Annotated in this window: 21 protein-coding genes; 6 read left to right on the top strand and 15 right to left on the bottom strand. The window is 40.3% G+C overall.

Features of this window, described 5'->3' with window-relative positions; all coding sequences use genetic code 11:
* Positions 1 to 217: 217 nt before the first annotated feature.
* From NLP_RS16195 to NLP_RS16185, 3 genes are all read right to left on the bottom strand, one after another.
* Complete coding sequence (locus tag NLP_RS16195) at positions 218 to 1,369, bottom strand: hypothetical protein (protein ID WP_104907289.1); 1,152 nt, start codon at positions 1,367 to 1,369, stop codon at positions 218 to 220.
* A gap of 512 nt (positions 1,370 to 1,881) precedes the next feature.
* Complete coding sequence (speB, locus tag NLP_RS16190) at positions 1,882 to 2,949, bottom strand: agmatinase SpeB (protein ID WP_104907288.1); 1,068 nt, start codon at positions 2,947 to 2,949, stop codon at positions 1,882 to 1,884.
* A gap of 471 nt (positions 2,950 to 3,420) precedes the next feature.
* Positions 3,421 to 3,723, bottom strand: coding sequence for an acylphosphatase (locus NLP_RS16185; protein ID WP_104907287.1), 303 nt, complete (start codon positions 3,721 to 3,723; stop codon positions 3,421 to 3,423).
* Between the two features lie 240 nt (positions 3,724 to 3,963).
* Here NLP_RS16185 and NLP_RS16180 point away from each other — a divergent pair, with 240 nt between their 5' ends.
* The 5 genes from NLP_RS16180 (at position 3,964) to NLP_RS16160 (ending at position 12,404) form a co-directional block, all read left to right on the top strand.
* On the top strand, positions 3,964 to 4,341 hold the full coding sequence (locus NLP_RS16180; RefSeq protein ID WP_104907286.1) for a DUF1823 family protein: 378 nt from the start codon (positions 3,964 to 3,966) through the stop codon (positions 4,339 to 4,341).
* Positions 4,342 to 4,940: 599 nt separating this feature from the next.
* Positions 4,941 to 6,599, top strand: coding sequence for an alpha-amylase family glycosyl hydrolase (locus NLP_RS16175; RefSeq protein ID WP_104907285.1), 1,659 nt, complete (start codon positions 4,941 to 4,943; stop codon positions 6,597 to 6,599).
* 207 nt (positions 6,600 to 6,806) lie between these two features.
* The gene (locus tag NLP_RS16170; protein WP_104907284.1) at positions 6,807 to 7,865 is read left to right on the top strand and encodes a 3-deoxy-7-phosphoheptulonate synthase; all 1,059 of its coding nucleotides are present in this window, start codon (positions 6,807 to 6,809) and stop codon (positions 7,863 to 7,865) included.
* 588 nt (positions 7,866 to 8,453) lie between these two features.
* Complete coding sequence (locus NLP_RS16165; protein WP_104907283.1) at positions 8,454 to 10,649, top strand: lytic transglycosylase domain-containing protein; 2,196 nt, start codon at positions 8,454 to 8,456, stop codon at positions 10,647 to 10,649.
* A gap of 378 nt (positions 10,650 to 11,027) precedes the next feature.
* Positions 11,028 to 12,404 carry an MATE family efflux transporter gene (locus tag NLP_RS16160; protein ID WP_104909893.1) on the top strand — a complete coding sequence of 459 codons (1,377 nt, stop codon included), beginning with the start codon at positions 11,028 to 11,030 and terminating at the stop codon, positions 12,402 to 12,404.
* A gap of 117 nt (positions 12,405 to 12,521) precedes the next feature.
* On the opposite strand, the gene NLP_RS16155 is transcribed toward NLP_RS16160, so the two are convergent.
* The 8 genes from NLP_RS16155 to NLP_RS33250 form a co-directional block, all read right to left on the bottom strand.
* Entirely contained in the window at positions 12,522 to 12,728 is a 207-nt protein-coding gene (locus tag NLP_RS16155; RefSeq protein ID WP_104907282.1) for a hypothetical protein, read from the bottom strand.
* A 97-nt stretch (positions 12,729 to 12,825) separates the two neighbouring features.
* Positions 12,826 to 13,002, bottom strand: a complete 177-nt coding sequence (locus NLP_RS33255) for a hypothetical protein (protein ID WP_158680420.1) — start codon at positions 13,000 to 13,002, stop codon at positions 12,826 to 12,828.
* Positions 13,003 to 13,435: 433 nt separating this feature from the next.
* Positions 13,436 to 14,617 (bottom strand): DUF5050 domain-containing protein, encoded by a 1,182-nt coding sequence (locus NLP_RS16150; protein WP_104907281.1) that lies wholly within the window; start codon positions 14,615 to 14,617, stop codon positions 13,436 to 13,438.
* Between the two features lie 262 nt (positions 14,618 to 14,879).
* Complete coding sequence (locus NLP_RS16145) at positions 14,880 to 15,140, bottom strand: helix-turn-helix domain-containing protein (RefSeq protein ID WP_104907280.1); 261 nt, start codon at positions 15,138 to 15,140, stop codon at positions 14,880 to 14,882.
* Between the two features lie 331 nt (positions 15,141 to 15,471).
* Entirely contained in the window at positions 15,472 to 15,936 is a 465-nt protein-coding gene (locus NLP_RS16140; RefSeq protein ID WP_104907279.1) for a CYTH domain-containing protein, read from the bottom strand.
* A 321-nt stretch (positions 15,937 to 16,257) separates the two neighbouring features.
* Positions 16,258 to 16,944 carry a DUF6875 domain-containing protein gene (locus NLP_RS16135; RefSeq protein WP_104907278.1) on the bottom strand — a complete coding sequence of 229 codons (687 nt, stop codon included), beginning with the start codon at positions 16,942 to 16,944 and terminating at the stop codon, positions 16,258 to 16,260.
* Between the two features lie 1,069 nt (positions 16,945 to 18,013).
* Positions 18,014 to 19,693: an alpha/beta hydrolase gene (locus NLP_RS16130; protein WP_104907277.1), complete on the bottom strand. Its 1,680-nt coding sequence runs from the start codon at positions 19,691 to 19,693 to the stop codon at positions 18,014 to 18,016.
* Between the two features lie 283 nt (positions 19,694 to 19,976).
* On the bottom strand, positions 19,977 to 20,147 hold the full coding sequence (locus NLP_RS33250) for a hypothetical protein (RefSeq protein ID WP_158680418.1): 171 nt from the start codon (positions 20,145 to 20,147) through the stop codon (positions 19,977 to 19,979).
* A gap of 46 nt (positions 20,148 to 20,193) precedes the next feature.
* On the opposite strand from NLP_RS33250, the gene NLP_RS16125 reads away from it, so the two are divergent.
* Positions 20,194 to 20,646, top strand: coding sequence for a hypothetical protein (locus NLP_RS16125; RefSeq protein ID WP_104907276.1), 453 nt, complete (start codon positions 20,194 to 20,196; stop codon positions 20,644 to 20,646).
* An 8-nt stretch (positions 20,647 to 20,654) separates the two neighbouring features.
* Here NLP_RS16125 and NLP_RS16120 read toward each other — a convergent pair whose 3' ends face one another.
* The 4 genes from NLP_RS16120 to NLP_RS16105 form a co-directional block, all read right to left on the bottom strand.
* Complete coding sequence (locus NLP_RS16120) at positions 20,655 to 21,710, bottom strand: M28 family peptidase (RefSeq protein ID WP_104907275.1); 1,056 nt, start codon at positions 21,708 to 21,710, stop codon at positions 20,655 to 20,657.
* 222 nt (positions 21,711 to 21,932) lie between these two features.
* Entirely contained in the window at positions 21,933 to 23,033 is a 1,101-nt protein-coding gene (locus NLP_RS16115; protein WP_104907274.1) for an ABC transporter ATP-binding protein, read from the bottom strand.
* Positions 23,034 to 23,041: 8 nt separating this feature from the next.
* Positions 23,042 to 23,926 (bottom strand): carbohydrate ABC transporter permease, encoded by an 885-nt coding sequence (locus tag NLP_RS16110; protein ID WP_104907273.1) that lies wholly within the window; start codon positions 23,924 to 23,926, stop codon positions 23,042 to 23,044.
* Positions 23,927 to 23,929: 3 nt separating this feature from the next.
* Positions 23,930 to 24,841 carry a carbohydrate ABC transporter permease gene (locus tag NLP_RS16105; protein WP_104907272.1) on the bottom strand — a complete coding sequence of 304 codons (912 nt, stop codon included), beginning with the start codon at positions 24,839 to 24,841 and terminating at the stop codon, positions 23,930 to 23,932.
* Positions 24,842 to 24,901: the final 60 nt, after the last annotated feature.

Genomic DNA, 24,901 nt, shown 5'->3' with positions numbered 1-24,901 from the left:
TATGTGGTATTTTACAAAACGCTGAGTTAGATTAGTATTCCAAATAACATATTGTCGTAAACACCTTTCATTAGTTTCGCTATCTTGAAAGTTGATTTTTCAAGATAGCGCGATCGCCAGCATCTGGGAAATTTAAAACCCGTCACTTTATAAGAGAGTGGCGAGTCTGTAGGTTGGTTCTTGCCACTCTCTTGTTGTTTAATTCCATCAATGAAGTTTATGATTGTGCGCTGGCTACGATTTGATTCCAGGCTTTGACTGCTTTCTGTAAATTCTTTGGCAGGTTATTTTGAGAAATATCGTTGTACTGAACCGTACCTTCTTGACTGGTGAGGGTATAGGTGATATAGTCAGCAGCACCACTGGGGGCTGGGTAACTCAGATTCCGAAATTTATTAAACTGAGAACGTTCTAGCGATCGCACAAATTGTTGTACCTGTTGCCCAGAAACACGGCGAACACTACGTTCAGAATCATTAGCATCACCAATCCGCACGCGAATCAGTCGCCCATCTTTGAGTAAAACAGTCTCATAGGTTCTGCCAGCAAAACCCCCACTGGATATTTGGCGAAATACTATATCTCGATCTAACGGTGGTGGTAACTCACTAGCTGGAATTTGCACAGGCCCCAGTGTAGTTTCGTTAGCCTTTTGATTCAGCCTGAGTGCGGAACCTGTTTGATTGGTATGATAAACCAAGGTTTGTCCAACTCCGCCGACAACCACAACCACCCGCCAGCCTGATACCAAAGCTTGGGTACAGAATTCATCAGCATTAGCTAATTCTAAGCAGCTATCTCTCCAAGTTTGCCATTGAGCCTCAATAATGGTTAACTGATAAATTGGCTGTTGTAAACGTCTGGATGCGGCTTGTAAAACAGCATTTTTTACAGATGTAGGTAATTTATCTGGCAGATTTTCTGAGGGAGTGTTTGCCGAAGCTAAACGTAGCGATCGCCCATTATTATTGGTATGATAAACCCAGTTTTCTTTGCCATTAGATACCACAATCCGCCAACCAGGAACTAAGGCTTGGGTACAGAATTCATCAGCTTGAGGCAGCTCCAAGCAACCATTGCGCCAAGTCTGTTGATTGTAGTCAATAATTTGCAGTTGTCTAGTAAAAATTCCCTGGCTGCGGGCTAAATCTCGCAGTACCGCATTAGCTACTGGACTTGGCAAGCGGTTTGGTTTAATATTGTCTTTAAGAACTTCATTGCTTGTTTCTAGAGATAAATTCGCAGAAGCGCCCGTCGCACTTTTGACAAGTGTTAAACCGCTAGCAACAGACAAAATTCCAGTCAAAATCAAAGCAGTGAAAATTCGCCCTTGATTCGTGTTAAAGTAGTTTTTCAGCATAATTTTCATAGTAAAATAGAACTAAAAAATAGTGTCCAGTCACTAAGTAGACAATAAAGTATATAATTCCAGAACTTCAGCACTGGAATTAGTTTAGTATTTGTGTTTTAAGAGAGATATAGAGATAGACGCTGATGTACTGATTGTTTGTTCCTTAATATAAATTCTAGTTGAAGAAGAATTCAGGAGTCAGAACAATCAGTGGGGGATATCCTGCGGGATCTTGCTACAGACTCGCCACTGATTGAAAACCACTAAATCTTCTCTTTCAGAGAGGTTACGCGAATGATTTAGTGGGGGTTTTAAACCCTCTTGTTCAGACGCTCGCGGACTCGCTCTAAGCGAAGCCATGCCGTTGGCGAAGCCTCTCGAAGAGAAGGCTTTACGCTACGCTATCCGCCAGCGATGTACTGAGCCTGTCGTACCACTTAAGAGCGGGACGCTACGCGAACGTGGAAGCAAGCTACGCAAAGCGTCTGTCTGCGACACGCTGCGCGAACGTAGAGAAGTGTCATATAGAATTAATTCTGAATTCTGACTCCTGACTCCTGAATTCTGTTTGATAAATCCATCAAATTTGCCAGCTTGTAAACTACCCGCGCTCCAACATTACCATCCCACTCCGCATCACCGACTTCGCAGATATCAAAGCCAATAATTTTTTTTCCACTATTGACCAATTCTCGGAACAGACAAAAAGTTTGCTCTAATTCCAACCCACCCGGAACAGGAGTACCCGTACTCGGACAAAGTTTTGGATCTAAACCATCTACATCAAAGCTAATATAAACATACTCAGGTAAATGACTGATAATTTCTCGACATAAATCAATCCAAGTTGTGCCAGAGTAAAGCTTTTGCTTAATAGCGGGATCGTAATAAGCAATAATGCGACTATCAGATTGGTCAATCATTTGCACTTCATCATGACTAATATCACGCAAACCTACCTGCACTAACTTAGAAATTTGCGGTATTTTCATCGCATTAAACATAATCGACGCATGGGAAAACTCAAATCCCTCATAAGCATCGCGTAAATCTGCGTGGGCATCAATGTGCAAAATGCCATAGTTTGGATATTTAGCTGCTAATGCTTGGAAATAACCTAAAGGCGAACTGTGATCTCCACCAATTACTGCAACTCGCTTACCATTATTAATTGCTGCTTGACAATTTTCAAACAGCCATTGATTAACCTGTTGACCAGCCTGATTAATTTCTATCAGCACAGATGTTAAATCTGGTGTATCTGAAAGTTGTTTACCTTGGGCTAATCGCCCAATAATTTTTGCTGCCAAAGCGCGGTAGTATGTGTTCTTCTCTAAAATATCTTGGGGAATTTCTTTCATAAAAATTCCCTGCTTCCAGCCATCAGGGTGATCGAAATCGAACAAATCTAGTTGAGTCGAAGCATCTAGAATTCGCTGTGGGGCATTAGCAGTGCCAGCACCATAGGAAACAGTGACTTCCCACGGCACACCAAAAACAATCAAGTTTGCAGACTCATAATCGCAGGGCAAACCTAAGAGGTTGCCATTTATTTCACCTACACCGCTGGGATTGTAGTCTTTTAATTGATTACTCATTGAGTATCTTCTGGATTTATGTGGATAGACAGCACGCCGCCTAGTGGACATCTGCATTGTAATCAAAATTTTTCACAGGCGGTAAACTAGTGGTCTGTCCCAAAAGTTTTGATAGGTAAATCAGTTTTAAATTTCTCTTCTTTACCTCTTAACTTTGTGCTCTTTGCGTCCTTCTCCCAAGGGGAGACGCTAACGCGAATGCGGTTCGTTTTCTTAATCCAGCAAAATTAATGGGACAGACCACTAGGATATTTATTTGTATTTAACCAATGACCAATCTACCTTCAAAAAGCGGGCAATTATAACTAAAACTCCGCTCGTCAGCTAATGAGCTACTTAAGACCTCGAAGATTTCTGTCTTAGTATCGTGATAGTGTAGCGGGCTACCTTGCGATCCGGGTGGCAGTTCAAACCGGAATTTTACGTACTCCTCATTGGTATCATTAGTTGAGCGAAAAAATGACTAACTATTTACTCAACCCGCTTAACTTCAAATCCCCGTAATCCTTCCGGTTCCTCATATTCAACCACAACATCTTTAACCACAGCAGCAGGTGGCCCAGAGTGACACCAGCGAACCATGTCATCTACAACCTCTCGCGCCCCTTCAAAAACTGCCTCTACTCGATTATCGGGGAGATTCCGCACCCAACCGGTTAATCCCAATTGCCTAGCTGTATCAACAGTGGAATAGCGATAACCTACTCCTTGGACTTGGCCAGAAATGAATACATGGGCGCGGATAATCTTTGGCAGTGCTGTGGAATTCTGCATAGACTAGTCTAATCTTTACGATTTCCAGTCTACCTAGTTTGTGTATACACAATCTGTTTTTAACTCCAACTCGCGAAATTAATCCCGGTCTTTCTTAATACCTACTAGTTTTTGTATATTTCCAGCGCTTTTCTAGTAATAAAACTACCCTACTCCTAATTTAAGTCCTAGTCTAAATACCTAAAAACTGCTGTAATTTAATCAGTAGTTAGTTTTTCCACTTGGAATTTTGAGTTGTTTATGTCTAACCTGCCACCACTTAATACAGAAACAATTTGGGCAATTCTTGACGATAAACTTGATGATGCCACAGTCAACCAGTTGCTATGGCATTCTTTAGGCTATCGCTATGACTCCTCAATTGCACAATGGGACGTTAGCCAAGTTGCACCAGAATGGTATAGTGAATACCCACAACCACCAGATTTCATTCAATCTCGCCCCGCAACTGTCAAGTTGACTCGTTCCATTCCTGCTGAAAATAAACAAATGCTAAAAGAAAAACTGGGTTTCAAAGGTTACAAAATTGGAGAATTTGGGCCTCGGCAAACTCGCAGAGCAACGGCGGCGAATTGGTTATTAAGTTATCTACAACAAGCTAACAACAAAAAAGAGTAATTTGGCAGAAAATATTTGGTAAGAAAATATTCTAACTTTTAACGAATATCATCTGCGTTTTAATCTCATCCAAACAATTGTTTTATTTAATGACTTTTTGCCGCTACACCAATTTGTAAGTAAATGAGGTACAAAATTTATAATTACAAATCAGATATAAACAGTTTCTACCTCTACCTCCTGCCTTTAAACCTGTAGCTTTGTACTTAATTCATGTAAAAGAAAACTGCTGTATATGTAATAGTGTTAAAAACATATAGCAATCCTAAATGAGATTGTGAAAAATTTTGTTATGTCGTACTTGGTCATTTGTGATTACAAAGGACAAATGACTAATGACTAATGACAGCCAACAGAAAAATATTCCACATATATTTTATACGCGATATTTCCTACACAGTAAATCTGCATTTTAGTCAAGAAACAAATACTAGAAACAGCCAATAATTAAAAAACTATAGTTAAGTTTTATAAACAATTCACAAATTCTTCCTGAAGACAGAAGCACTCCCGATTGAATTATTTCTCTAGAGCGATTTGCAAATTCTATTGAGCATCAGAGAATATTTCTATCAACCCTTGATATTACAAACACTTCTATGGCAAAGCCAATTGAATTTAATTTATTTGCACCTTATAACAAAGGAGCAGCATTAATTGGTTCTTTTTCTGATTGGCAAGAAATTCCAATGGAAAGAGGTGATGATGGTTATTTCCGCACAAGTGTTGAACTAGAAGACGGCGTTTATAAATATAAATTCCGCGTTCAATCAAATTCATGGTTTTTTGAACCAGAGCAATGGGTTGATGTTACAGATCCTTATGCAACTGATATAGATGAACAAAGTGGAAAAGATGATGGTGTTATCCGGGTCAAAGATGGGAAAAGGATTACCGATACTTATGTTTGGCAACATGATGATAAACCTTTACCTGCTGACTACGAATTAGTAATTTATGAATTGCACGTTGGTGACTTTTCTGGTGGCGAGGATGATCCTTATGCACGAGGTAAGTACAAACACGTCATTGAAAAGTTAGACTATTTGTGTGAACTGGGAATCAATGCTATTGAGTTGATGCCACTTAAAGAATATCCTGGTGATTATAGTTGGGGTTATAATCCTCGCCACTTCTTTGCAACAGAATCTAGTTATGGTTCTACTGCTGAGTTGAAAAATTTGATTGATGAGTGTCATGGTAGAGGTATTCGTGTAATTCTTGACGGTATTTATAACCACTCAGAAGCATCCGCTCCCTTAACACAAATTGACCACGATTATTGGTATCATCACGAACCTCGTGACCCTGATAATAATTGGGGGCCTGAGTTTAATTACGAACATTATGATGAAAAATTAGATATTAAGCCAGCCTGGAAATTTATTGGTGAGACAATCCGTTTTTGGATTGGAGAATATCATCTTGATGGTATTCGCTATGATGCGGCGCGGCAAATTGCTAACTACGACTTCATGCACTGGATTGTTCAGGAAGCCAAAAAAACTGCTAGCATGAAGCCTTTTTACAATGTTGCCGAGCACATTCCTGAAACTACCAGTATTACCAATGTAGATGGGCCAATGGATGGTTGCTGGCATGATAGTTTTTATCACTGCATTCTAGAACATATTTGCGGTGATACATTTGATTTAGAGCGTTTAAAAGATGTGATTGACTGCAAACGCCAAGGCTTCTTGGGTGCCACCAATGTGGTAAATTATCTCACCAACCATGACCATAATCATCTCATGGTTGAACTGGGGAACCGTGAGATTTTTGACGAAGAAGCCTTTAGGCGGGCTAAATTAGGAGTGGCCATCCTCATGACTGCTGTTGGTGTACCTTTGATTTGGATGGGAGAAGAATTTGGCGAGTATAAACCTAATCAACCTGAATCATCCAAAATCGAATGGACACTGTTAGGGAATGATTTAAATCGTAGTTTATTTGATTCATACAAAGGCTTAACCAACCTGCGTAAAAGTAATCATGCTCTCTACACAGAAAATATCGATTTTATCCACGAAAATCCTGAAGCTAAAGTATTAGCTTATACTCGTTGGAATGATGAAGGTTCTCGTGTAGTCGTAATTGCAAATTTCTCAGAAAACTTCCTAGCTGAGTATCATGTTCCTAACTTTCCTAGTGCTGGTACATGGCACGAGTGGACAGGCAATTATGATGTCGAAACTGGTGATGATGGTATCATAACTGACTTAGGACCATACGAAGCCAAAGTGTTTGTATGGCAGTAACGATCTACACTACTGCTCAGTCAGTAGTCTAATAGCAAAGAAAAAGGGGGAAAATATTTCCCCTTTTTTAGTTATAATTTTATGATTTTACTTGCTTACAGTTTAATTAAAAATTTGTCAAGCAGAAAATAAGCTATTTTAAAATTTCATAGGTTTGTGTTACACTTTTGAGTTGAAGTGCGTCTATAGAATTGCCAAAGCATCCCCATGCACAAAAAATTATTTAATAATAATATCGAAAACGCTAACATTGAGAACGATCGCATCTTATTAACTCCCAATGAAGTAAAGTCAAAATTACCTTTGACACAATTAGCCGAAAAAAGAGTTTTAGCATATAGGCAGGAAATAGAACATATCCTGGATTTTCAGGATCGGAGGAAATTTATAGTAGTTGGCCCATGCTCAATCCACGATCCAAAAGCAGCGCTCGAATATTCTGAGAGATTAAAAATATTGGCCGAGCGAGTCAAGGATAACTTGCTACTAATTATGCGAGTGTATTTTGAAAAACCAAGAACAACCGTAGGCTGGAAAGGTTTAATTAACGATCCAGATATGGATGATTCTTTCCATGTCGAGAAAGGTTTATTAATTGCACGGGAGTTACTATTAAAAATTACAGAATTGGGATTACCTGCTGGCACGGAAGCACTAGATCCAATCATACCTCAATACATCAGTGAACTGATTACATGGTCTGCCATTGGCGCCCGCACAACTGAATCACAAACTCACCGCGAAATGGCAAGTGGACTTTCGATGCCTGTAGGTTTTAAAAACGGTACTGATGGCAATATTCAAGTAGCTTTGAATGCCCTACAATCAGCTGGAAACCCGCATCATTTCCTGGGAATTAATCAAAACGGTCAGGTCAGCGTCTTTCAAACTAAAGGTAATGGCTATGGTCACGTAATTTTAAGAGGTGGTAGTCAACCAAACTTCGATCCAGCAAATGTCAAACTGGTAGAAGAGAAATTAAAACAGGCAAATTTACCACCGAGAATTGTAATCGACTGTAGCCACGGCAATACCAATAAAGATTACAAATTACAAGGTGCTGTCTTAGAAAATATTATTCAGCAAATAGTGGATGGTAATACATCAATTGTTGGCATGATGCTAGAATCGCATTTGTATGAAGGTAGTCAACCAATTACTGGTAAACAAGAAGAATTAAAATATGGTGTTTCTGTAACTGACAAATGTATTAGCTGGGAAGAAACCGAAAAAATTATTTTGGCTGCTCACGAAAAACTTAAGTGAGAAGTCAGAATTTAAAATACAGAATGCAATCAATAGGGGATTTGGAAGATGTTTGTAAAGTATTAAAATATACTAAAAACCCCACTTCCATTTCTCTCACCGTTTCGGTTACGGTGTCTACACAAATCGAAAAACCTGCTCCACTTAGCTTTAATTTGGTAGGGTGCGTTATGGAGTCTAGTCCTAACGCCACCGAAAATCTTTGATGGTGCGTTACGCTGAGGCGATAACACACCCGACAAAACTGGAAAACGCCCAAGTAATGGCAACAAATTTCATCTATTGAGAGAATATTTTAAGATTTGCACTTTTGCCTCAGTTTCCTGTCGGGTACGAGAGTTCAGTGACCCCAAATCAGTAGGAATCGAATACCCAACTGAAGACCTACCATCTGTCTCCTTTAAGATATACCCAAGATAGATGTAATAGTATCTAATATGTGCTAGTTAATCAATACTACCAACTGAAGGATTGAAAATTAGTATTTTTCTACATAAAATTAAAAATCTAAAATTAAAAATTGGTAACACTGATGGTTAGGAGTGTTAGAGTTTCAAGAAATTCACCGAAACTTTTCAGCGGGTATTCATGCTGAAGAAACTACAAAAAAAGCAAATTTCGATAATTGCGGGTGCAGCACTGTTTGCCTTTTTAACTGGGGCAATGGTATCAGCACCTGAGATTGGTAAGTCTCTGGGAAAATGGCTCAAACTGAGTCAGAATCAAGCAGAGCAAAAATCGGACGGTAGTGTTGCTCAATCAGCCGTCTTTTTGCTGATATCGCAATCACTGCCAGAACGGGCGGCAAAACTGGCAACGATCGCTCAAGAATCGCGATCGCCAGATCGGAATCGCGCTCGTTATCTTTTGGCGAGTGATTATATTGAAAGAACCCAAGGGCAAAAAGCTCTAGTTTTACTCCAAGGATTAGAGAAAGACTATCCCATCCTCGCGCCCTACATTTTGCTCAAACAAGCCCAGGCAGAGGATATGTTGGGCGAGGACGGCAAAGCCTCGGATCTCAGGCAAAGGGTGCTAAAACTGTATCCTAAAGAACCGGCCGCAGTCAAAGCGCTATATCTAATTGCTCAACCGAAGCAGCAAGAAACTGCGATCGCTCAATTTCCTTCTAATCCTCTAACTTGGGAAATTATCCGCAAACGCTTGCAAGAAAATCCCAATCAGCCACAATTACAATTGATTTTGGCTAAGTATGCCTACGATCAACCAGGCATAGTCGGCGTTTTGGATCAGCTAGTAAAACAGACTACCCTCAAATCCGAAGACTGGGAACTCATTGGTACTAGCTATTGGGAAAATAGTCAATTTCCTAAAGCGGCCAATGCTTACGCCAAAGCACCCAAAACATCGCGCAACCTCTACCGTACTGCACGAGGCTTACAGGTAGGAGGCAAAGATAAAGAAAAAGCGATCGCCACCTATCAACAATTAGTGCAACAATTTCCCAATAGTGAGGAAACTGGAATGGCACTACTGCGGTTAGCAGAAACCGCAAAAACACCTAAAGACGGCTTACCGTATCTTGAGCAGGTAATTAGTAAATTTCCCAAACAAGCTGGTACTGCACTGGCACAAAAAGCCAAAACTTTCCAAACTCTCAAGGATCAAAAGTCAGCTAGCGCGGCGTGGCAATTACTCATAGGTAAATACGGTAACTCTGACGAAGCCGCAGAATACCGTTGGAAAATTGCCCAAGATAAAGCCGAAGCCAAAGATTACGTCGGTGCTTGGCAATGGGCAGAACCAATCGTCACTAATAACCCCAATAGTATTTTGGCTCCAAGAGCAGGCTTTTGGGTAGGTAAATGGGCAGCTTCACTGGGGAAACAGCAAGAATCTAAAACTGCTTATGAGTATGTGATTAGCCAGTTTCCCTACTCTTACTATGCATGGCGAGCCGCGACAATGTTAGGGCTAAATGTCGGCAATTTTGACAACGTGCGCGTCATGAACCCGGAAGTAATCGCACCTCAGCGTCCATTACCGCCTGCTGGTTCTGAAACTTTCAAAGAATTGTATCTGCTAGGTCAAGACCGCGATGCCTGGTTACAATGGCAAACAGAATTTCAGAACAAAATTCAGCCAACGGTAGCAGAGCAATTTACTGAAGGGTTGATGCGGCAGGCTAGGGGAGAAAATCTCATCGGAATTGATGAAATTTCTAAATTAGAAGATCGGGAAATACCAGCCGAACTTGCCCAATATCAGACTCTGAGTAAACAAATCACCTACTGGCAAGCGCGTTATCCATTTCCCTATCTGCGAGAGATTGAAAAGTGGTCTATTGATCGTAAACTTAATCCTTTGCTAGTAACTGCTCTGATGCGTCAAGAGTCACGGTTTGAACCAAAAATCAAATCTGTCGCTGAAGCTACTGGTTTAATGCAGCTGTTACCGAGTACAGCTAAATGGATCGCGCCACAAATCAAGGTGGATTTCAAAACAATCAACTTAGAAAATCCCAACGATAACATCATGCTGGGTACATGGTATTTGGGTCATACCCACGATCAATATAACAATAACTCCTTGCTGGCGATCGCTAGTTACAATGCTGGCCCCGGCAATGTCTCCAAATGGTTGCAAACTCTAACTACAAAAGATCCAGATGAGTTTGTTGAAGAAATTCCCTTTGATGAAACTAAAAACTATGTGCGGCAAGTATTTGGCAACTACTGGAATTATCTAAGGCTTTACAACCCTGAGATTTCTGGCATCGTAACAAAGTACTCGACTACACACCCACAATTACCGGCGCGATAATCTTAGAAAGTTATGAGTTGTGAGTATTGAGTTCAAGCAATTTTTTAATTCAAAGTTCACAACTCATAGTGATATCTGTTTAACTAATTACTAATAGGTATTACCTTCAATGCTAACTACAATGCTGTTATTACAGCCATAAATGCTGCTACATTGAAGCTGGGCATAGGTAATAGCAAAGCTGGTCAAAAGTATCACTTTTACCCAGGTTGACGATGTGCCATTATTGACAGTTGAAGCTCATAAATAACTTGTCATCTGCTGGCAACAGTGTTATAAAACACAATTTTTGGAAAGGCGATCGCGAATAGCTTGAGTTGATTGCACCTGTGGCGTTAATATATCTTAATGTATTCAGTATTGCTTTTTAGCGCCCCAATGGAGTTAACCTCAAAAGAATTTCAGTCAGAACTGATATTAGAAGTCCAAGCCTGCCTACAATTGGCAGTTCCTTTGGTAATTACTCAAATATTAGAAGCGGGCATTCCTTTATTGGATGGCGTAATGATGGGCTTGCTTAACAGCCAAGCTTTAGCTGCGGGTGCTTTAGGTGCTGTTACCTTTTCTACCCTAGCTTCCGTCTGTCGTTCTGTTCTTTCAGCTGCGGGTGTGAGTGTCGCCAATGCTTTTGGTGCAGGAAAGATAGACCAAGTGAGCCGTGCTACCGGTCAAGGAATTTGGTTAGCTGTGACGATGTGCTTACCTGTGATGTTTATCATTTGGCACTTTGACTATATCCTGCTGCTAACTGGTCAAGAAGAAAGCAATGTGTTATTAGCTCAAATATATTTGCGGTCTATTGTTTGGGGTTTTCCTGCTGCACTCGGCTTTTGTATCTTAAAAGAAGTTAGCTCTGCCCTTAATCGTCCCCAATTCTTAATAGTAATTACGGTAGCTGGACTATTATTAAATGCGGTTGCTAATTACGTGCTAATGTTCGGCAAATTTGGTTTCCCAGCCCTTGGTTTAGCCGGTATCGGTTGGGGAAGCACACTCATTTTTTGGCTAAATTTTATCGCTGCCACCAGTTGGATTTGCTTTGATAACTACTTTAAAGACTATCAGCTTGATTGTGCTTTGCATCAGTTCGATAAAGATATGTTTATAGATATCTTCCAAACTGGGTGGTTTTTGGGGTTGCAGTATGGAGCAGAAATTGGAGTATTCACTACCACTGCTTTACTGATGGGGTGGTTTGGAACAGAAACATTAGCAGCACATGAAATTACCGTCGAGACAGAAAGTTTTGTCGAAACAGTGTCTATAGGTATTTCCTATGCCGTCACAATGAGAGTAGGACAGTTGAGGGGACAAAACGATCTCCAGGGTGCAAGCAGAGCGGGATTAGTCTGCATTGCGCTTGTTACTCCCTTTGTAAGCATTGTGGCACTAATTTTTTGGCTGTTTCCCAACTATATTGTGGCAATGTATTTGGACACTAGTAATCTAGATAATATCGAGATAGTTAAAACGGCAACTTCTTTCCTCGTTGCGGGGGCAATAGTCCAAATATTTTATTCTATTCAGACTATTGCTGCTGGTGCTTTAATCGGGTTGAAGGACACCAAAGTGCCAGTGTTCATTACTATGTTCGCTTACTGGGGAGTAGGTCTAGGTGGTGGCTATCTGATGGCATTCACTTTCGGCTGGGGTGCTATAGGTTTATGGTTAGGTTTAGTACTAGGGCTACTTATCGGTGCAGTGGTTTTAACTGGGCGTTTTTATCTTTTGACTTCTGAGATTGAGTTTGGTTGACTGGAGACTTAAACCCTTACTCTCAGCGCCTGATTTACCGCCGTAGGTATCGCAGTAGTTCTTGCGTAGGGCAGTATTCCTCTAGTCTCCCGCCCGACGCAAGAACTACCTCTTTTGTTAAATATTTGTTGAATGACTAGAGTCATCATAGAGATTTGGATAAATAGACCCATCGTCAGGCTTTTGAGACTGCAATTCCCAGATATCGCGTTTTTCTAGTTCTCGATCCACTAATAACTGTAGATGATCTGGTAATTTAGTTGTTTGCCAAATAGACCAAATTTCTTCACCAAATAATTCTTTTTCAATTTTTCCAGAAAACATGATTTGACCTCCATGAATGTTCAATTTTAAGTTTAGTAACTTCTAATTTAGGAAAGACGAAGTAACAAAATTATCATTCTTCATTCTTTCGCTATCTTTAAAATACAGGTACTATTCGCCCTGAATACTGCTTGTTAATAAAATCTCTAACTTGTGTAGCGTTAAGTAACTTTTCATTACGGATATTGTCGATGGTATCGCTTCGTGTGAAGGCAATTATCCGTTGAAAAAAGGCGATCGCACGAGTATCATCATCACCAATTTGTCTACTCATACTTGTGCTCATGGTTAAAATAACAGATCCTGCGCTGAATAAGAGTTAGATGAGACAGGGCAAAACTTTTAGCTTAATAAGCCTGCTATGCATACTATAATTAATATGTAAAGTACGTATTAGACTTTGGACAAAAAGTAATTTGTTCGCGTAAACTATACGCGAACAAATTTAATAATTAGTCTTGCTTATAGCGCTTCTCGTTTGCGTGAGGTACATCCGTAGGGGCACGGCAGTGCCGTGCCCCTACACCCCACAATATAATTTTGTACCGCATCTGAATGGGAACCGCTATATAGTTCAAGACGCTTGGGTTAAGGGTTATTGGTGTAGATAATTGACCTTTCCAGACGCGATAAATCGCGTCTCTACATCTGGGTTTTGGGTTTATCTGAACTCAAGCAATGAGATTGTAAACAATCTCGTTGCTCAATTAAAACTTAACGAAATAAGTATTTGTTGGTAATTTTTGGGCAGTTCCTACATTTGTAGCCAAGTCATTGATTTTATTATCTGTTTTGATTACTGCAAACTTATCAGTAAATAGCAATACTTCACCATTTCCCGGTGTTACCCAAGCGTGGCGAGTCATTAGGTTTTTGGAGACAACTAAAAGAGATGCATCTCCACGGTAAGCCGAGATAGGTTTACCCATGAAGGTTTGATTATCTCTATTGGCGATCGCATAAGCAGCAGAGGAACCCACAAAAATTTTACTGCCATCTGAGTAAATAGTTTTAGGAAAATTGCTACCGCCGTCTCCCAGCCCCGCAGTTGTAGGCCTTCTTGGAAAACTTAGCTGTCCGCGCTCGACAGTAAAATTAGTCAGATTAACAGTTCCTATATATACCTTTGTTTCGTCACGGGTCTGTGCAGGATTGGTATAGGTGTCTGTAACAATCAAAGTCTTTGTTAATAAGTCTTTGCCATTCCACCTGTAGATTGAGTTACCTCCATAAACTGAACCGAGGACATAAAGCTTGTCTTCAAAAATATGTAATCGGTTGAGTCTTGTGTCTGCCATATCGTTAGCAAGATCAGCAGAATTGTAGCCCCAAAGCTTGCCTTGGTTATTTCCTGCTAAATTTGCCAAAGCAAATATTTTTGCTCCGTCGAAAACCATTCGGTAAAGAAAAGCTATCTGGACGGGAATACCTAACCTCTTTTGTTGCTGGTAGCCACTAGTGTAAAGATACCCATTTTTATACTCAAAATCCATTACCTCAGTTACGCCATAACTCTGTTTGGCTTTAAAGTTGAGGTTTTTGTCATAAATTGACAAAGTATTTGCAGACTGGTAAATAATCCAATTTTGCAAAAATTTAACTCGTGCCTTTAAGTTGGCTGGGTTGCTAACTATTTTTTGGTTAGTTCCGTCAGCTTTTATTTTTACTAGTCCTGTTGGAACCGCTAAGACATAAGTTTTGCCGTCAATTGCTACAATGTCACGGGCATCATAATCAGAGTTTGGAATTAGTTTTTTCGTCCCATTACTGTCTACTTCCCATACGCCTTCAGTATTGATGACCGCAACTTTGCTGCCGTTAGTGCAAGCTGCTATTGGCGAAGAAATATTAAGGTATGTAGCTAAAGCGGGGGTAGAATAATCAAACATTGTACAGTTCAGATAAAGTTGACTGAAAAATATTGGTGCTCAATTAAGAAAAAAAATCTTGGAGTTTTTGCGCGTTTTTAACCTAAACTCGTCTTAAAAAGTGAAGAAAATATCGGCTACGGTAAACTCAAACTCAAAGATTGAGTAATCCGCAAAATATGCATATCTGCAAACATCAGTAAAATTAGAATTGAGTTGTTTGTGGTTATGTCGTAGCGATAACCTGTTAATTGGGGGAAAGTAACTTCAATTAATTTGCCTCTCAGCCTGCTTTATAATTCGACAAATACTTCACTGACACTTTCTGCCCCAGATCACCCATCTCCTCTAGCATCCTCTCAATCTTTTGCATAGCTAGAGATGAAGGCTTGGTATGTCCTTTCTCGCAACGGTTTACCGTCGAATAAGTTATACCTAAAGATGCTGCAAACTGTTCTTGGGTAAGACCAGTTATGCCACAGAGTTCACCGATGAGCTGTCCAACTTCCGGTTGCTTGATTAGCAAAGGTTTCTTAATGGTCATTTAGCTCAGAACGCACCTGTTAATCTGGTGAGTGATATGTATTCCGCTACATCCTATTAGGGCTAATGCTGAATTGATAGGCGAAAATATACTAGACTTTTTATACTTTTTTTATTTTAATAAGTAAGTAATTGCACGTCCGTAGATAAAATATTTCCTAATGCAATATGCTTGGGTTAAGAATAATAGTAGGTTGGGTTGAACCCAACAAAGCCTTGATAATGTTGGGTTTCGTTCCTCAACCCAACCTACGCTAGTTTTAGTTTTTAAGCTGCAAATTCTGTGAGTTAAGTATTTTCGCAAAATTGGGATGTTCTCAATATTTCAGCTATTACCATTGTGAAAAAGGGTACTTTACTAAATTGCTGTTGAAATATCTGGAGTCATCAGAAACTTCTTGTCCAATCCAGCTTGGTAATTCAATTTGCTGATTTTCATCACTGAGTTCAACTTCTGCTAATATCAGTCCTTTATTAACACCATCAAACTCATCTATTTCCCAAATCAAACCACTCGACTCTATTTTATATCTGGTTTTTTCTATAAAGGGACGTTGACATAATGTCTCAAGTATTTCCTGAGCATCTTTAACAGGAATAGGATACTCAAACTCTAATCTCGAATATTTAATATTGGGGCCTTTAATGGTCAAATAACTTTTTTCCCCTACTATACGTATACGTACAGTCGCTTTTTCTTGTGTAGCAATGTATCCTTGACGATATACACTACCTTCAGCTAATCCTCTCCAACTATCTCCTCTCACTAAATATTTACGCTCTATTTCTTTCGCCATTTTATTTACCAAATTATTTGCTTTTTTATATCACAAATAATATAGCAATCTTAAATATCGATACAAAAGTGTGTGCAATTATTGTAAATCAGAGTGAAGTTGTTGAAGTATTGATATTGACTAATTGATAATTAGCGATCGCTTCTACTATAGTACGATAATTTACATACTGACGACGATTTGATGCTATCTGCACTAGGCGATTGCAACTAGCAGTAAATTCGTCATTTTTATCCCACTTATTTCAAGGTGCAGTGAATTGGAAAGACTTTTAATCCTCCATACCCATGCTCAATCACTAGCCCGAAATTCAAACATTTGTTATATACAAGAACTCACTAAATTTTCTTGTTGAACTTGTTCTTTTGCTAAAGCTAATGCTTGATGAGCATTTTTCAACTTTGTTGCATCTGTAAATTTCCGATCAAAATGCTTTAAGTAAGCTTCCAAATACCGAATACGTAAGTGGGGATCAGTAGGATTCTGAAGAAAGGGGAGGTCAGCCTCAACCATGAACCGGATAGCTAATAAGGGGATAGGACTACGAAGTGGACGAAAATTTAGATTGTGTAAACCAGGACTTTCGTTACGTTTATGAAATTCTCCTATCATCAATCCTGACTCAACAAACAAAGGTTTAAGTTTTTGCTGAACACTATCTATTACTTTAGGAGCATCTTCTATATCGATGTCAGGAAAAATAAGTAAAAAAGCTCTATTAATTCCTAATTCCTGCTCTTTAATATCTATTTTCAGAAATATATCTCGATAGCATCCAACAATCTCTTCTAATTGTTCTGGATACAAATCTTTTGTGTGAATAACTGCTAGACGAATACTGTTGGATTTGAGAGAGTAAGGTACAAACGGGCAAACTGCGCCAGGTCTACCTAAGTCAGGATGAGACCTTCCTAAAAATTTTTTCACCCACTCCATAATTTCAATTAAGGCAGAAAGGTCTTCGTGTTGCTGGAGTTGTTCGATTTCACGAGTTGTATAGAGTTGCATAAGCTTGAGTGAAATGGAATAATTGTTTAATTTTGAATCCCAAATTAGTTTGACAATACACATGTAGGTGAAACTAATTATTTAAGTAAACAAAACAAGCCTTTTGTTGGTTATTTTTGGTTAATCTGTGGCTTGGAGAAAATAACAATGTTTTACCATTTTGTTTTGTGAACTTCAAGTAAGTTATGTAAATACAACATACATACACAAATTTTCTATCAAATAACTTGTTTTTATTTGTTTTGAAATTAGTTTGTAATATGTTAGCTACAGGACTAATATTGAGTTTTGAAATATATGTAGTACATACTACACTTTGCTAACACACCGTACACTTACTTGACAAATTTTTCAAAAACAATTTACGATTTCTATAGGATACGTATGTATCATCATTATTCGGCATCTGTTTCTAGTTTTTTACACTCTTAAGCTTCTGTTATTTTTATGAATACATTATAAATTTTATGTCTAAATAGTTATTTATACTGTAAAAATTTGATGTAGATTTAACAGCAACTTTAGGGCTACTATCAAGGTAATATACTTTTAGCAAATAAAAAATTTATATAGAATTTGGTATAAGGCAATTTTATAAGCTGGATATTACTTACAGCAGATTACAAATTAATAAAGTACACTCTTCCAAATAGATTGGGGAGGATGCCTAATAGGGTGGGGTAGTTACTCCACTTAGGTGAAAAGTAGTGTATTTTCGTATTAGTTGATCTTAACGTCAGGTATTTGCAGCGAATATCGGTAGTTTAGGCTTTATTTGGTCTAAAAAGAAAAATTGTAGGAGGAGGCAAAATGAGCGGCGACTTCTAGCATTCCTTATAACCCTATTCTTAAGTAAGCTACTCACAAAATTAAATATTTTAGGACTTACATACTATACCAATTAACCATAATATGCATTCAGCCAAATGTAAGGATTCAGGTGCTGATTGCAACCCCGATTTTGTTGCATATTTACTGTTCTGGGTATTAGACATGGCTCAAAAGCCCAAAATTAGTATAGTCAATATGTATGATACGTAAGTCTTATATTTGTTTAATTGGAAGTCCTTTATTTCTCAACAAATTCTTTCACCACTGCCATAGCATCAGGCGGAATCTGCGTAATTAGACGAAATGGGAATGCAGCAGTTGAAGCAAACTGGGCATAGTCTGGTGTCAGGAAGATAGCATAGTTTTTAGCTTCTGGAGTCATTTGCGCAGCAAAGGCCAAGGTTAGAGCTTTAACGTACTTGCGAACATCTGCTGCTTGTTCGCCGACAACTTCACCGCCACTAATCGGTGTATTTGGTTGTCCGATCTGATCTAATGTGGTGCTGGGGTCTTTTACACTTAGATGAGTACCCCCAATTATACCAACTAACGATTTTGGGGATGGGATCTTTTCAAATCCTACAATCTGTTCAGTTAAAGCTGGGGTAGTTTTATCGGCGGAACCTGCTAACACTATGGTAGGAACTTGTATTTTTGTTAACCCAGTTTCGCCAAAAATCAGAGAAGTTGTCGGATTGAGAGCGATCGCTTGTTTTATTCTGGGATCTCGTAGTTGATAGCTATTTTCTGGTAGTTCTTGAGCGATGCACTGCATATTTTCTCCCAAACTCAAGATAGTCAGGTTCTTTTTACAACGTTGTTTGAGATGTTCTAGTTGTAACTCCGCTCCAGCAAGTGCTAAAGCTGTACCACCACCAAAAGAATAGCCAACAACCATCGCGTTCATGGTTGCAAGTTTCCCTTGTAGGGGATGATTAGCCGTTTGGTTGAGCTTTTCTAATTCGTCAAGGACAAAACTAATATCTTGAGGGCGATACAAAAACTCCTCAGGCTTCATGACTCTGGTTTTGCCTTGTAATGTTAGGTTAACATTTGCCTGATTACTACCGGGATGTTCTAAAGCTGCTACTACATAACCGTGGGATGCTAAATGTTCTGCTAGGTAACGCAAGTCCGTGCGGACTGACCCGAAGCCGTGAGAAAAGACAATAACGGGTTTGTCGAGAGTTGCAGCAGTTGACCAGTAAATATCAACTGGGATTTTGCGTTGGCGTAGCCCGCCGTAGGCATCGCGCTTTTGATCGTTCAAGCTTAAATTGAGGATTTTTACTTGGGCGCTTCCTGGTTGGCTGGGATCAAAAGGGAAAGCAATCTGCGGTGTTCCCGGCTGTGCTGTTATCGGGTTGAGTTGGGGAGCGATCGCTAACATGAATTGCTGGGTGCGCCAAAAAGCTGTATTTAAATTTCTTGTAACAACCCAAGCCTTTGGCAAATCAATTTCTAAGCGTTTGCTGGGATAAGCAGCAATAAAACTTAGTATAGAAAGACCCTGTGGTGCAGTGGAACCTAATACCAATCCTGCTCTGAGTGCTTGTACTCCAGCTTTATCCTTTCGGGCTAAGGCTGTAGCAAAATCATTGAGAATAGTTGTACCAATCTGGGTATTAATTAACTTATCAAGTGTGACAACATTCATGGGTATATTCATGCCCAGCGCTCCCAAGAAGAAGCGGCGTTGTTCTTGGGATAATCCTTTAGTGTAAGACTGTAAACTCCCAGGCAATTCCCCAGTTTTTGCAGCCTTTTGCAACTCAGCAAGGGAGATGGATTCTGTAAATAAACCCAAACGCACAACAACTGTATCAGCAGCAATGGCTGAAGTATTTGCCCCAAACTGTGTAAGTGCGATGGCGCTAAAGAAACCCGCAACTGTCTTAAGACTTCTCCAATTTCCCATAAACTTTTATACCAATTGTTACTTACGGGAATATAACGGATATTTGTGTATTTGACTACCCCAATAAATGCTTAGAAATAAAAGTAAATTTTTTCTTAATTTGATGGCGATGTCTACGACGGGCTACGCCTATGCTCTAATCTCCTCAAAGCATCTGCTGATGCAAACAGAGCCACATTACAAGCATGACAAAAGCAACGAATTGTAGAATTCATCACAGCTAAAAATTTGAGCATAAATCAGTGTTAACAGCCACAAAAGCTTAATGGTTTCTCAGCTAGGTTTAGTACTGTAACGGAGCTACTAGAACAGGGTAAGCGATCGCATCTACAATCTGCAATTTTTTTTTGACAGGAAAATTTAATCGACTGCTTAATGTTTTGTCTTTACTCTTTAAAACGTTTTGCAGAGGTGTTGCAGGTGAATAGTCTGACTGCTCTAGCTGCACGATCATTACTCATCAAATTTTACCAGCCGCATCAACAATTTTTCTTGGCTTTATGCGTCGCAGACTCCCATATATTTTCATTTTGCTACTCTCTCTGAGTATTATTACGCTGTGGTGGCCTGTGAATGATTCTGATTGCAATTTTGAGGCTTTTATCGCATCAAAAACTACAAAATTCCAAGTACACGCTACTAAAGTTATTGTTCAGCCGTGGCGTGGTCGTCATCATGTATATGGAATCTTTATGATTCCTGATGAATACAAACAAGCTCCATTTTTTGTGTTAACAGTCCAAGGTGCTGGTAGTTACTGTTCAAAACAATTTGGTCATAAACAAAACTTTGATGATATCTTTGCTGAACCAGGAACTTATCTGGTAAAGAAGGCTATTAGAACTCGAAAAACTCTCCGGCTCATTCTCCAAGGTTTGTATTCTCAGGTCAATAATAAAAATAATTGGACGTTGACTTTCCCTGAACCAAAAGCTAGTCAAGATAATTCATAATTCATCAGTTAGCTTGGTGCTTGAGTTTCCAAAACCTGGTTTTTCTCTAACAAGGCACTAGTAGCATTAACTACAATTTGTGCTGCTCCTGTGAAGAACGATCGCTCGATAATCGCTGGCACATCGCTAGGTTTATGATAGTGCGGAGTGCGTAAATTTGCGGTATCTGTCACCAGTACAGCGCCTACGCCCTGGTACCAAAACGGTGCATGGTCGCTGCGTAGGGTGTCTGGTGTCAGTAAACCTTTAAAAGGAATTGGTAGTGTTAGGACTGCTGGCAGATTTGCTTTTTGTTTATTCAGGGCGATTGAGGGGATGTTGTGTGAATTTTGAAAAGCATTCAGCAAAGGTAAATGTTCTGTATCACCAACTACTGCCAAAAAATCGCCCTTGTCGCTAGGTGGCGTAATAGGCAATCCGGCAGGGTATTTCTGACAGCCAGCAGTGTAACAAGCGTAACCCACCATATCCATAACGATCGCTCCGCCTAAATTTTGCAAGCGTGCTGTCTTACTCACAAAAGCCTGACTACCCAAAAGTCCTGCTTCCTCTCGATCAAAAAAAGCTAGCTGTAACGTCCGTGGCGTAGGATGGGAACCGAGCAACCGAGCGACTTCCAGCACTACAGCTACACCACTGGCATTATCATCAGCACCAGGGGATAAGGCAACAGTGTCGTAATGCGCTGCTACGAGAATTGCTTTAGCGGCTTTGTTAGTTCCTGGACGTTCGGCAAAAATATTTACACCGTCAAAGAACTTTTCTAATTTAGGTTTCCAGCCGATTTTTTTCAGTTCCGTTGTAATATAAGTGCGAGTAAGCGATCGCTCTTTTGTGGTGTAGCGCTGAAAATTCAACTTTTGGATATGGTTTAACAGCTTGTCAGTAGACACTTGCGGGTTAATGTCAACTTCCTTTGACTCTGGCTGTGCTTCGGGTGTTTTTACTGGAATGCTCTCAACAATTGTCGGTGAGGGACGCTGTTCAAAAAACGTGCTACCTCTGCTACCCAACACGGCAACTGTCATCAGCACCAACAGCATCAGCCAAATCCATTTTCTCATCTGATTTATCCTTGGCTTCCTGACTTAGGGTAGCGCAAATTCCCAAGCATCACTTTCCAGGATTGCTAGGAAGGGTTTTATTTTAATACGGTTAGATTAAGGTTTTTTGATGAAAATTCTAGATCGAAAAGATGCGATAAACCATCACAAAGGCGCGATAAATCGCCGTCAAGACGAAAGACTAGATTATTGTAGAGACGGCGATTCATCGCGTCTCTTGCCTTAGCGACTGACACCTAACATTTGTCTTTTAACAAGAGCATGGCCAGATTGCACATCAAACCAGTGAATATCCTCAGGGGGCAATGCTAGTGTAATATCCTTGTCACTCCAATTTTGGTCTATTGGCAACAAAGCACGTACTGTAATCGCTTCGGTTTGTGAACCTTCAACCCTGACACTGACCAAATAGTGCATACCCAAGTTTTCTACTAAAAACACTCGCCCTTGGATAGTCTGAGTATCACCTGGTTGAGCAATGCGGACATTTTCTGGGCGGATTCCCAGAACAATCTGCGGTGGTACAGTTGGTATATCTGGAAGAAGCACTTGGAAGTTACTCAGAATGGCGTATTGTCCCTTACAAGGTAAAGTCAGCAAATTCATTTGCGGACTACCAACAAATCCAGCCACAAATAGATTAGCTGGATGGTTATAGATGCGGTCAGGCGGATCGAGTTGCTGGACATAGCCATCGTTGAGTAATGCAACCTTCGTGGAGAGCGTCATCGCTTCGGTTTGGTCGTGGGTGACGTAGACAACTGGCACTTTTTGGGCTGCAAAAATTTGCTTAATATCGGCTCGGACTCTTTCCCGCAGCAGTGCATCTAGGTTACTTAAAGGTTCATCCAGCAGGTAGACATCGGCATTACGCACCAAAGCCCGACCGACAGCAACCCGCTGCCGTTGACCTCCCGACATTTGACCAGGCTTGCGGTTCATTAACTCTGCTAATCCTAAAACTTCTGCCACTTCTGCCACTCGCTGTTTAATTTCTGTAGGTGGTACTTTTTTCAGCTTGAGTCCAGAAGCGAGGTTTTCGTACACTGTCATGTGGGGATAGAGTGCATAGCTTTGAAATACCATTGCAATGTTGCGATCGCTTGCTCGTTTATAGGTGACATCCACCTCTCCAATCTCGATCTGACCGCGAGTCGGTTCTTCAAGACCCGCAATCATTCGTAGGACGGTGGATTTACCACAGCCAGAAGGGCCAAGTAAAGTGAGAAACTCATGGTTATCTACAGTTAAACTAACGTCTTTGACAGGGACGACTTTAGGATTATAGGTTTTGTTCAAGTTTTTGAGTTCGAGTTTAGCCATTTTGATTTTTATCCTTTAACAGCACCAGCGGTAAGACCTTGGACAATCCGGCGCTGGAAAAACAAAACTAGTAAAATTAGGGGTAACGTCCCCACAACAGTAGCAGCAGCGATCGGGCCATAGGGAATTTCATATATTGTCGCACCACCCAACTGAGCCGCAGCAACGGGAATTGTCTTCAACTCTTCACGGGTCATAAACGTCAGAGCGAAAATAAACTCGTTCCAAGCAAAAATAAAGGTGAGGATTCCAGTAGTCACCAAGGCGGGAAGGGTCATGGGTAACACGATTTGCCACAGTAGTTGAAAGGTGTTGTAGCCATCGACCCTAGCAGAATCTTCCAAGTCTTTTGGTAATTGTTCAAAAAAGCTTTTAAGTACTAAAATTGTTAGCGGCAAATTGATCGCGGTATAGGGTATAATCAGCGCCAGATAATTATTGCCCAATTTCAGCGCTTGGATAATTTCTAACAATCCTAAGAACAACAGAATTCCAGGAAATAAGGTAACGATTAAAATGCTGGCGAGGATAACTTTTTCACCCCAAGGGCGTAACCGTGCGAGAGCATAAGCCGCAGGTGCGCCGATCGCTAAAGCTACAGCTGTAGAAGTAATCGACACAAAGGCACTGTTGAAGATGTAGCGCCAAAATGGACGACGGGTAAATAACTCAATGTAGTGATTGAAAGTGAATCGTGTGGGGAAATAGACAGTAGGAACGGCGGCAATATCGTCATTGACTTTAAACGAAGTCAGCAATTGCCATAAGGCTGGCGCGAGGCTAAATAGCAGTATTAATACAACTATGATGAACAGCAAGATTTTTTTCAGAGAAAACTTGGTTTCCCCTGTTCGTCTTGGAGTCGTTGGAACTGTTTGTGGAGTTACACTCATGGCTTAAATGGCTCCTGATGTTTTGGCACGGTATTTGTTAAGCAAGAAACTAGCGATCGCCACCGCCGCAATCAATATTAAAAATGTCACTACTACCAGGGCTGCGCCATAACCAAAATCTAAGTAGCGCATCACCGTAGAGTAAATGTACAATGACACCACTTCCGTAGCGCCACCAGGGCCACCCCCAGTCATCACAGCAATCAAGTCGAAAATCCCAAAAGCTTGAGCAAACCGAAATAGCACTGCAATTAAGATTTGCGGTAGCAGTAATGGCAGGGTAATATTGCGGAAACTTTGCCAAGCAGTTGCCCCATCGACTGAGTAAGCTTCATAGAGGTCTTTTGATATCGACTGCAACCCAGCTAGCAACAGGATACTGATAAACGGCGTAGTTTTCCAAACATCAGCAAAAACCACTGCGATCATCGCCAGTGTTGGATCTCCTAACCAATTAATCCCAGTCTTAATCAGCCCCAACCGTTGCAAAATATCGTTCACAACCCCAAACTGGTCGTTAAAAATCCAAGACCACGCCAGACCAATCAAAGCAGTAGGCAAAGCCCAAGGGATAATTGCAGTTGTACGCACTATGCCCCGCCCAAAAAACGCCTGATTGAGAACTAAGGCAATCCCCAGTCCTAGCAGTAGTTCTGAGATTACTGATGCTGTTGTGAACACGGTTGTCGCCCACAAACTCTGCCAAAAACGACCATCACCCGCCATCCGCACATAATTCTCCAAACCAGAGAATACAGGTTGTAGCTCTGTTGCCAAATTTTTAGTAAATACGCTTAACCAAAATGCTCGTAAAATTGGGTAGGCAAATACAAACAACAGTAGCAGCAATGCGGGTGTTAGTAAGATCCAGGCTGTCTGTTGTTCCCGACTTTTGAGTGTATGTAAATTTGTCATTTGTTATAAGGGATTGGGGATTGGGGTTTTGAACTCCATTAATGAGCCTTTGAACTCCAT

This window comes from Nostoc sp. 'Lobaria pulmonaria (5183) cyanobiont', from assembly GCF_002949795.1.
Taxonomy (GTDB): domain Bacteria; phylum Cyanobacteriota; class Cyanobacteriia; order Cyanobacteriales; family Nostocaceae; genus Nostoc.
The sequence above is the reverse complement of the archived record's forward strand: the minus strand, read 5'-3'. Positions and strand labels throughout refer to the sequence as shown.

Bases quoted from the DNA above. Each gene is read 5' to 3' on its own strand.
- NLP_RS16170 (WP_104907284.1), top strand. From the start codon at position 6,807: ATGCACAAAAAATTATTTAATAATAATATCGAAAACGCTAACATTGAG.
- NLP_RS16185 (WP_104907287.1), bottom strand. From the start codon at position 3,723: ATGCAGAATTCCACAGCACTGCCAAAGATTATCCGCGCCCATGTATTC.
- speB (WP_104907288.1), bottom strand. From the start codon at position 2,949: ATGAGTAATCAATTAAAAGACTACAATCCCAGCGGTGTAGGTGAAATA.
- NLP_RS16125 (WP_104907276.1), top strand. From the start codon at position 20,194: ATGCGTCGCAGACTCCCATATATTTTCATTTTGCTACTCTCTCTGAGT.
- NLP_RS16155 (WP_104907282.1), bottom strand. From the start codon at position 12,728: ATGTTTTCTGGAAAAATTGAAAAAGAATTATTTGGTGAAGAAATTTGG.
- NLP_RS16175 (WP_104907285.1), top strand. From the start codon at position 4,941: ATGGCAAAGCCAATTGAATTTAATTTATTTGCACCTTATAACAAAGGA.
- NLP_RS16195 (WP_104907289.1), bottom strand. From the start codon at position 1,369: ATGAAAATTATGCTGAAAAACTACTTTAACACGAATCAAGGGCGAATT.
- NLP_RS16140 (WP_104907279.1), bottom strand. From the start codon at position 15,936: ATGGCGAAAGAAATAGAGCGTAAATATTTAGTGAGAGGAGATAGTTGG.
- NLP_RS16180 (WP_104907286.1), top strand. From the start codon at position 3,964: ATGTCTAACCTGCCACCACTTAATACAGAAACAATTTGGGCAATTCTT.
- NLP_RS16105 (WP_104907272.1), bottom strand. From the start codon at position 24,841: ATGACAAATTTACATACACTCAAAAGTCGGGAACAACAGACAGCCTGG.
- NLP_RS16120 (WP_104907275.1), bottom strand. From the start codon at position 21,710: ATGAGAAAATGGATTTGGCTGATGCTGTTGGTGCTGATGACAGTTGCC.
- NLP_RS16110 (WP_104907273.1), bottom strand. From the start codon at position 23,926: ATGAGTGTAACTCCACAAACAGTTCCAACGACTCCAAGACGAACAGGG.
- NLP_RS16130 (WP_104907277.1), bottom strand. From the start codon at position 19,693: ATGGGAAATTGGAGAAGTCTTAAGACAGTTGCGGGTTTCTTTAGCGCC.
- NLP_RS16145 (WP_104907280.1), bottom strand. From the start codon at position 15,140: ATGACCATTAAGAAACCTTTGCTAATCAAGCAACCGGAAGTTGGACAG.
- NLP_RS16150 (WP_104907281.1), bottom strand. From the start codon at position 14,617: ATGTTTGATTATTCTACCCCCGCTTTAGCTACATACCTTAATATTTCT.
- NLP_RS16165 (WP_104907283.1), top strand. From the start codon at position 8,454: ATGCTGAAGAAACTACAAAAAAAGCAAATTTCGATAATTGCGGGTGCA.
- NLP_RS16115 (WP_104907274.1), bottom strand. From the start codon at position 23,033: ATGGCTAAACTCGAACTCAAAAACTTGAACAAAACCTATAATCCTAAA.
- NLP_RS16135 (WP_104907278.1), bottom strand. From the start codon at position 16,944: ATGCAACTCTATACAACTCGTGAAATCGAACAACTCCAGCAACACGAA.
- NLP_RS33255 (WP_158680420.1), bottom strand. From the start codon at position 13,002: ATGAGTAGACAAATTGGTGATGATGATACTCGTGCGATCGCCTTTTTT.
- NLP_RS16160 (WP_104909893.1), top strand. From the start codon at position 11,028: ATGGAGTTAACCTCAAAAGAATTTCAGTCAGAACTGATATTAGAAGTC.
- NLP_RS33250 (WP_158680418.1), bottom strand. From the start codon at position 20,147: ATGATCGTGCAGCTAGAGCAGTCAGACTATTCACCTGCAACACCTCTG.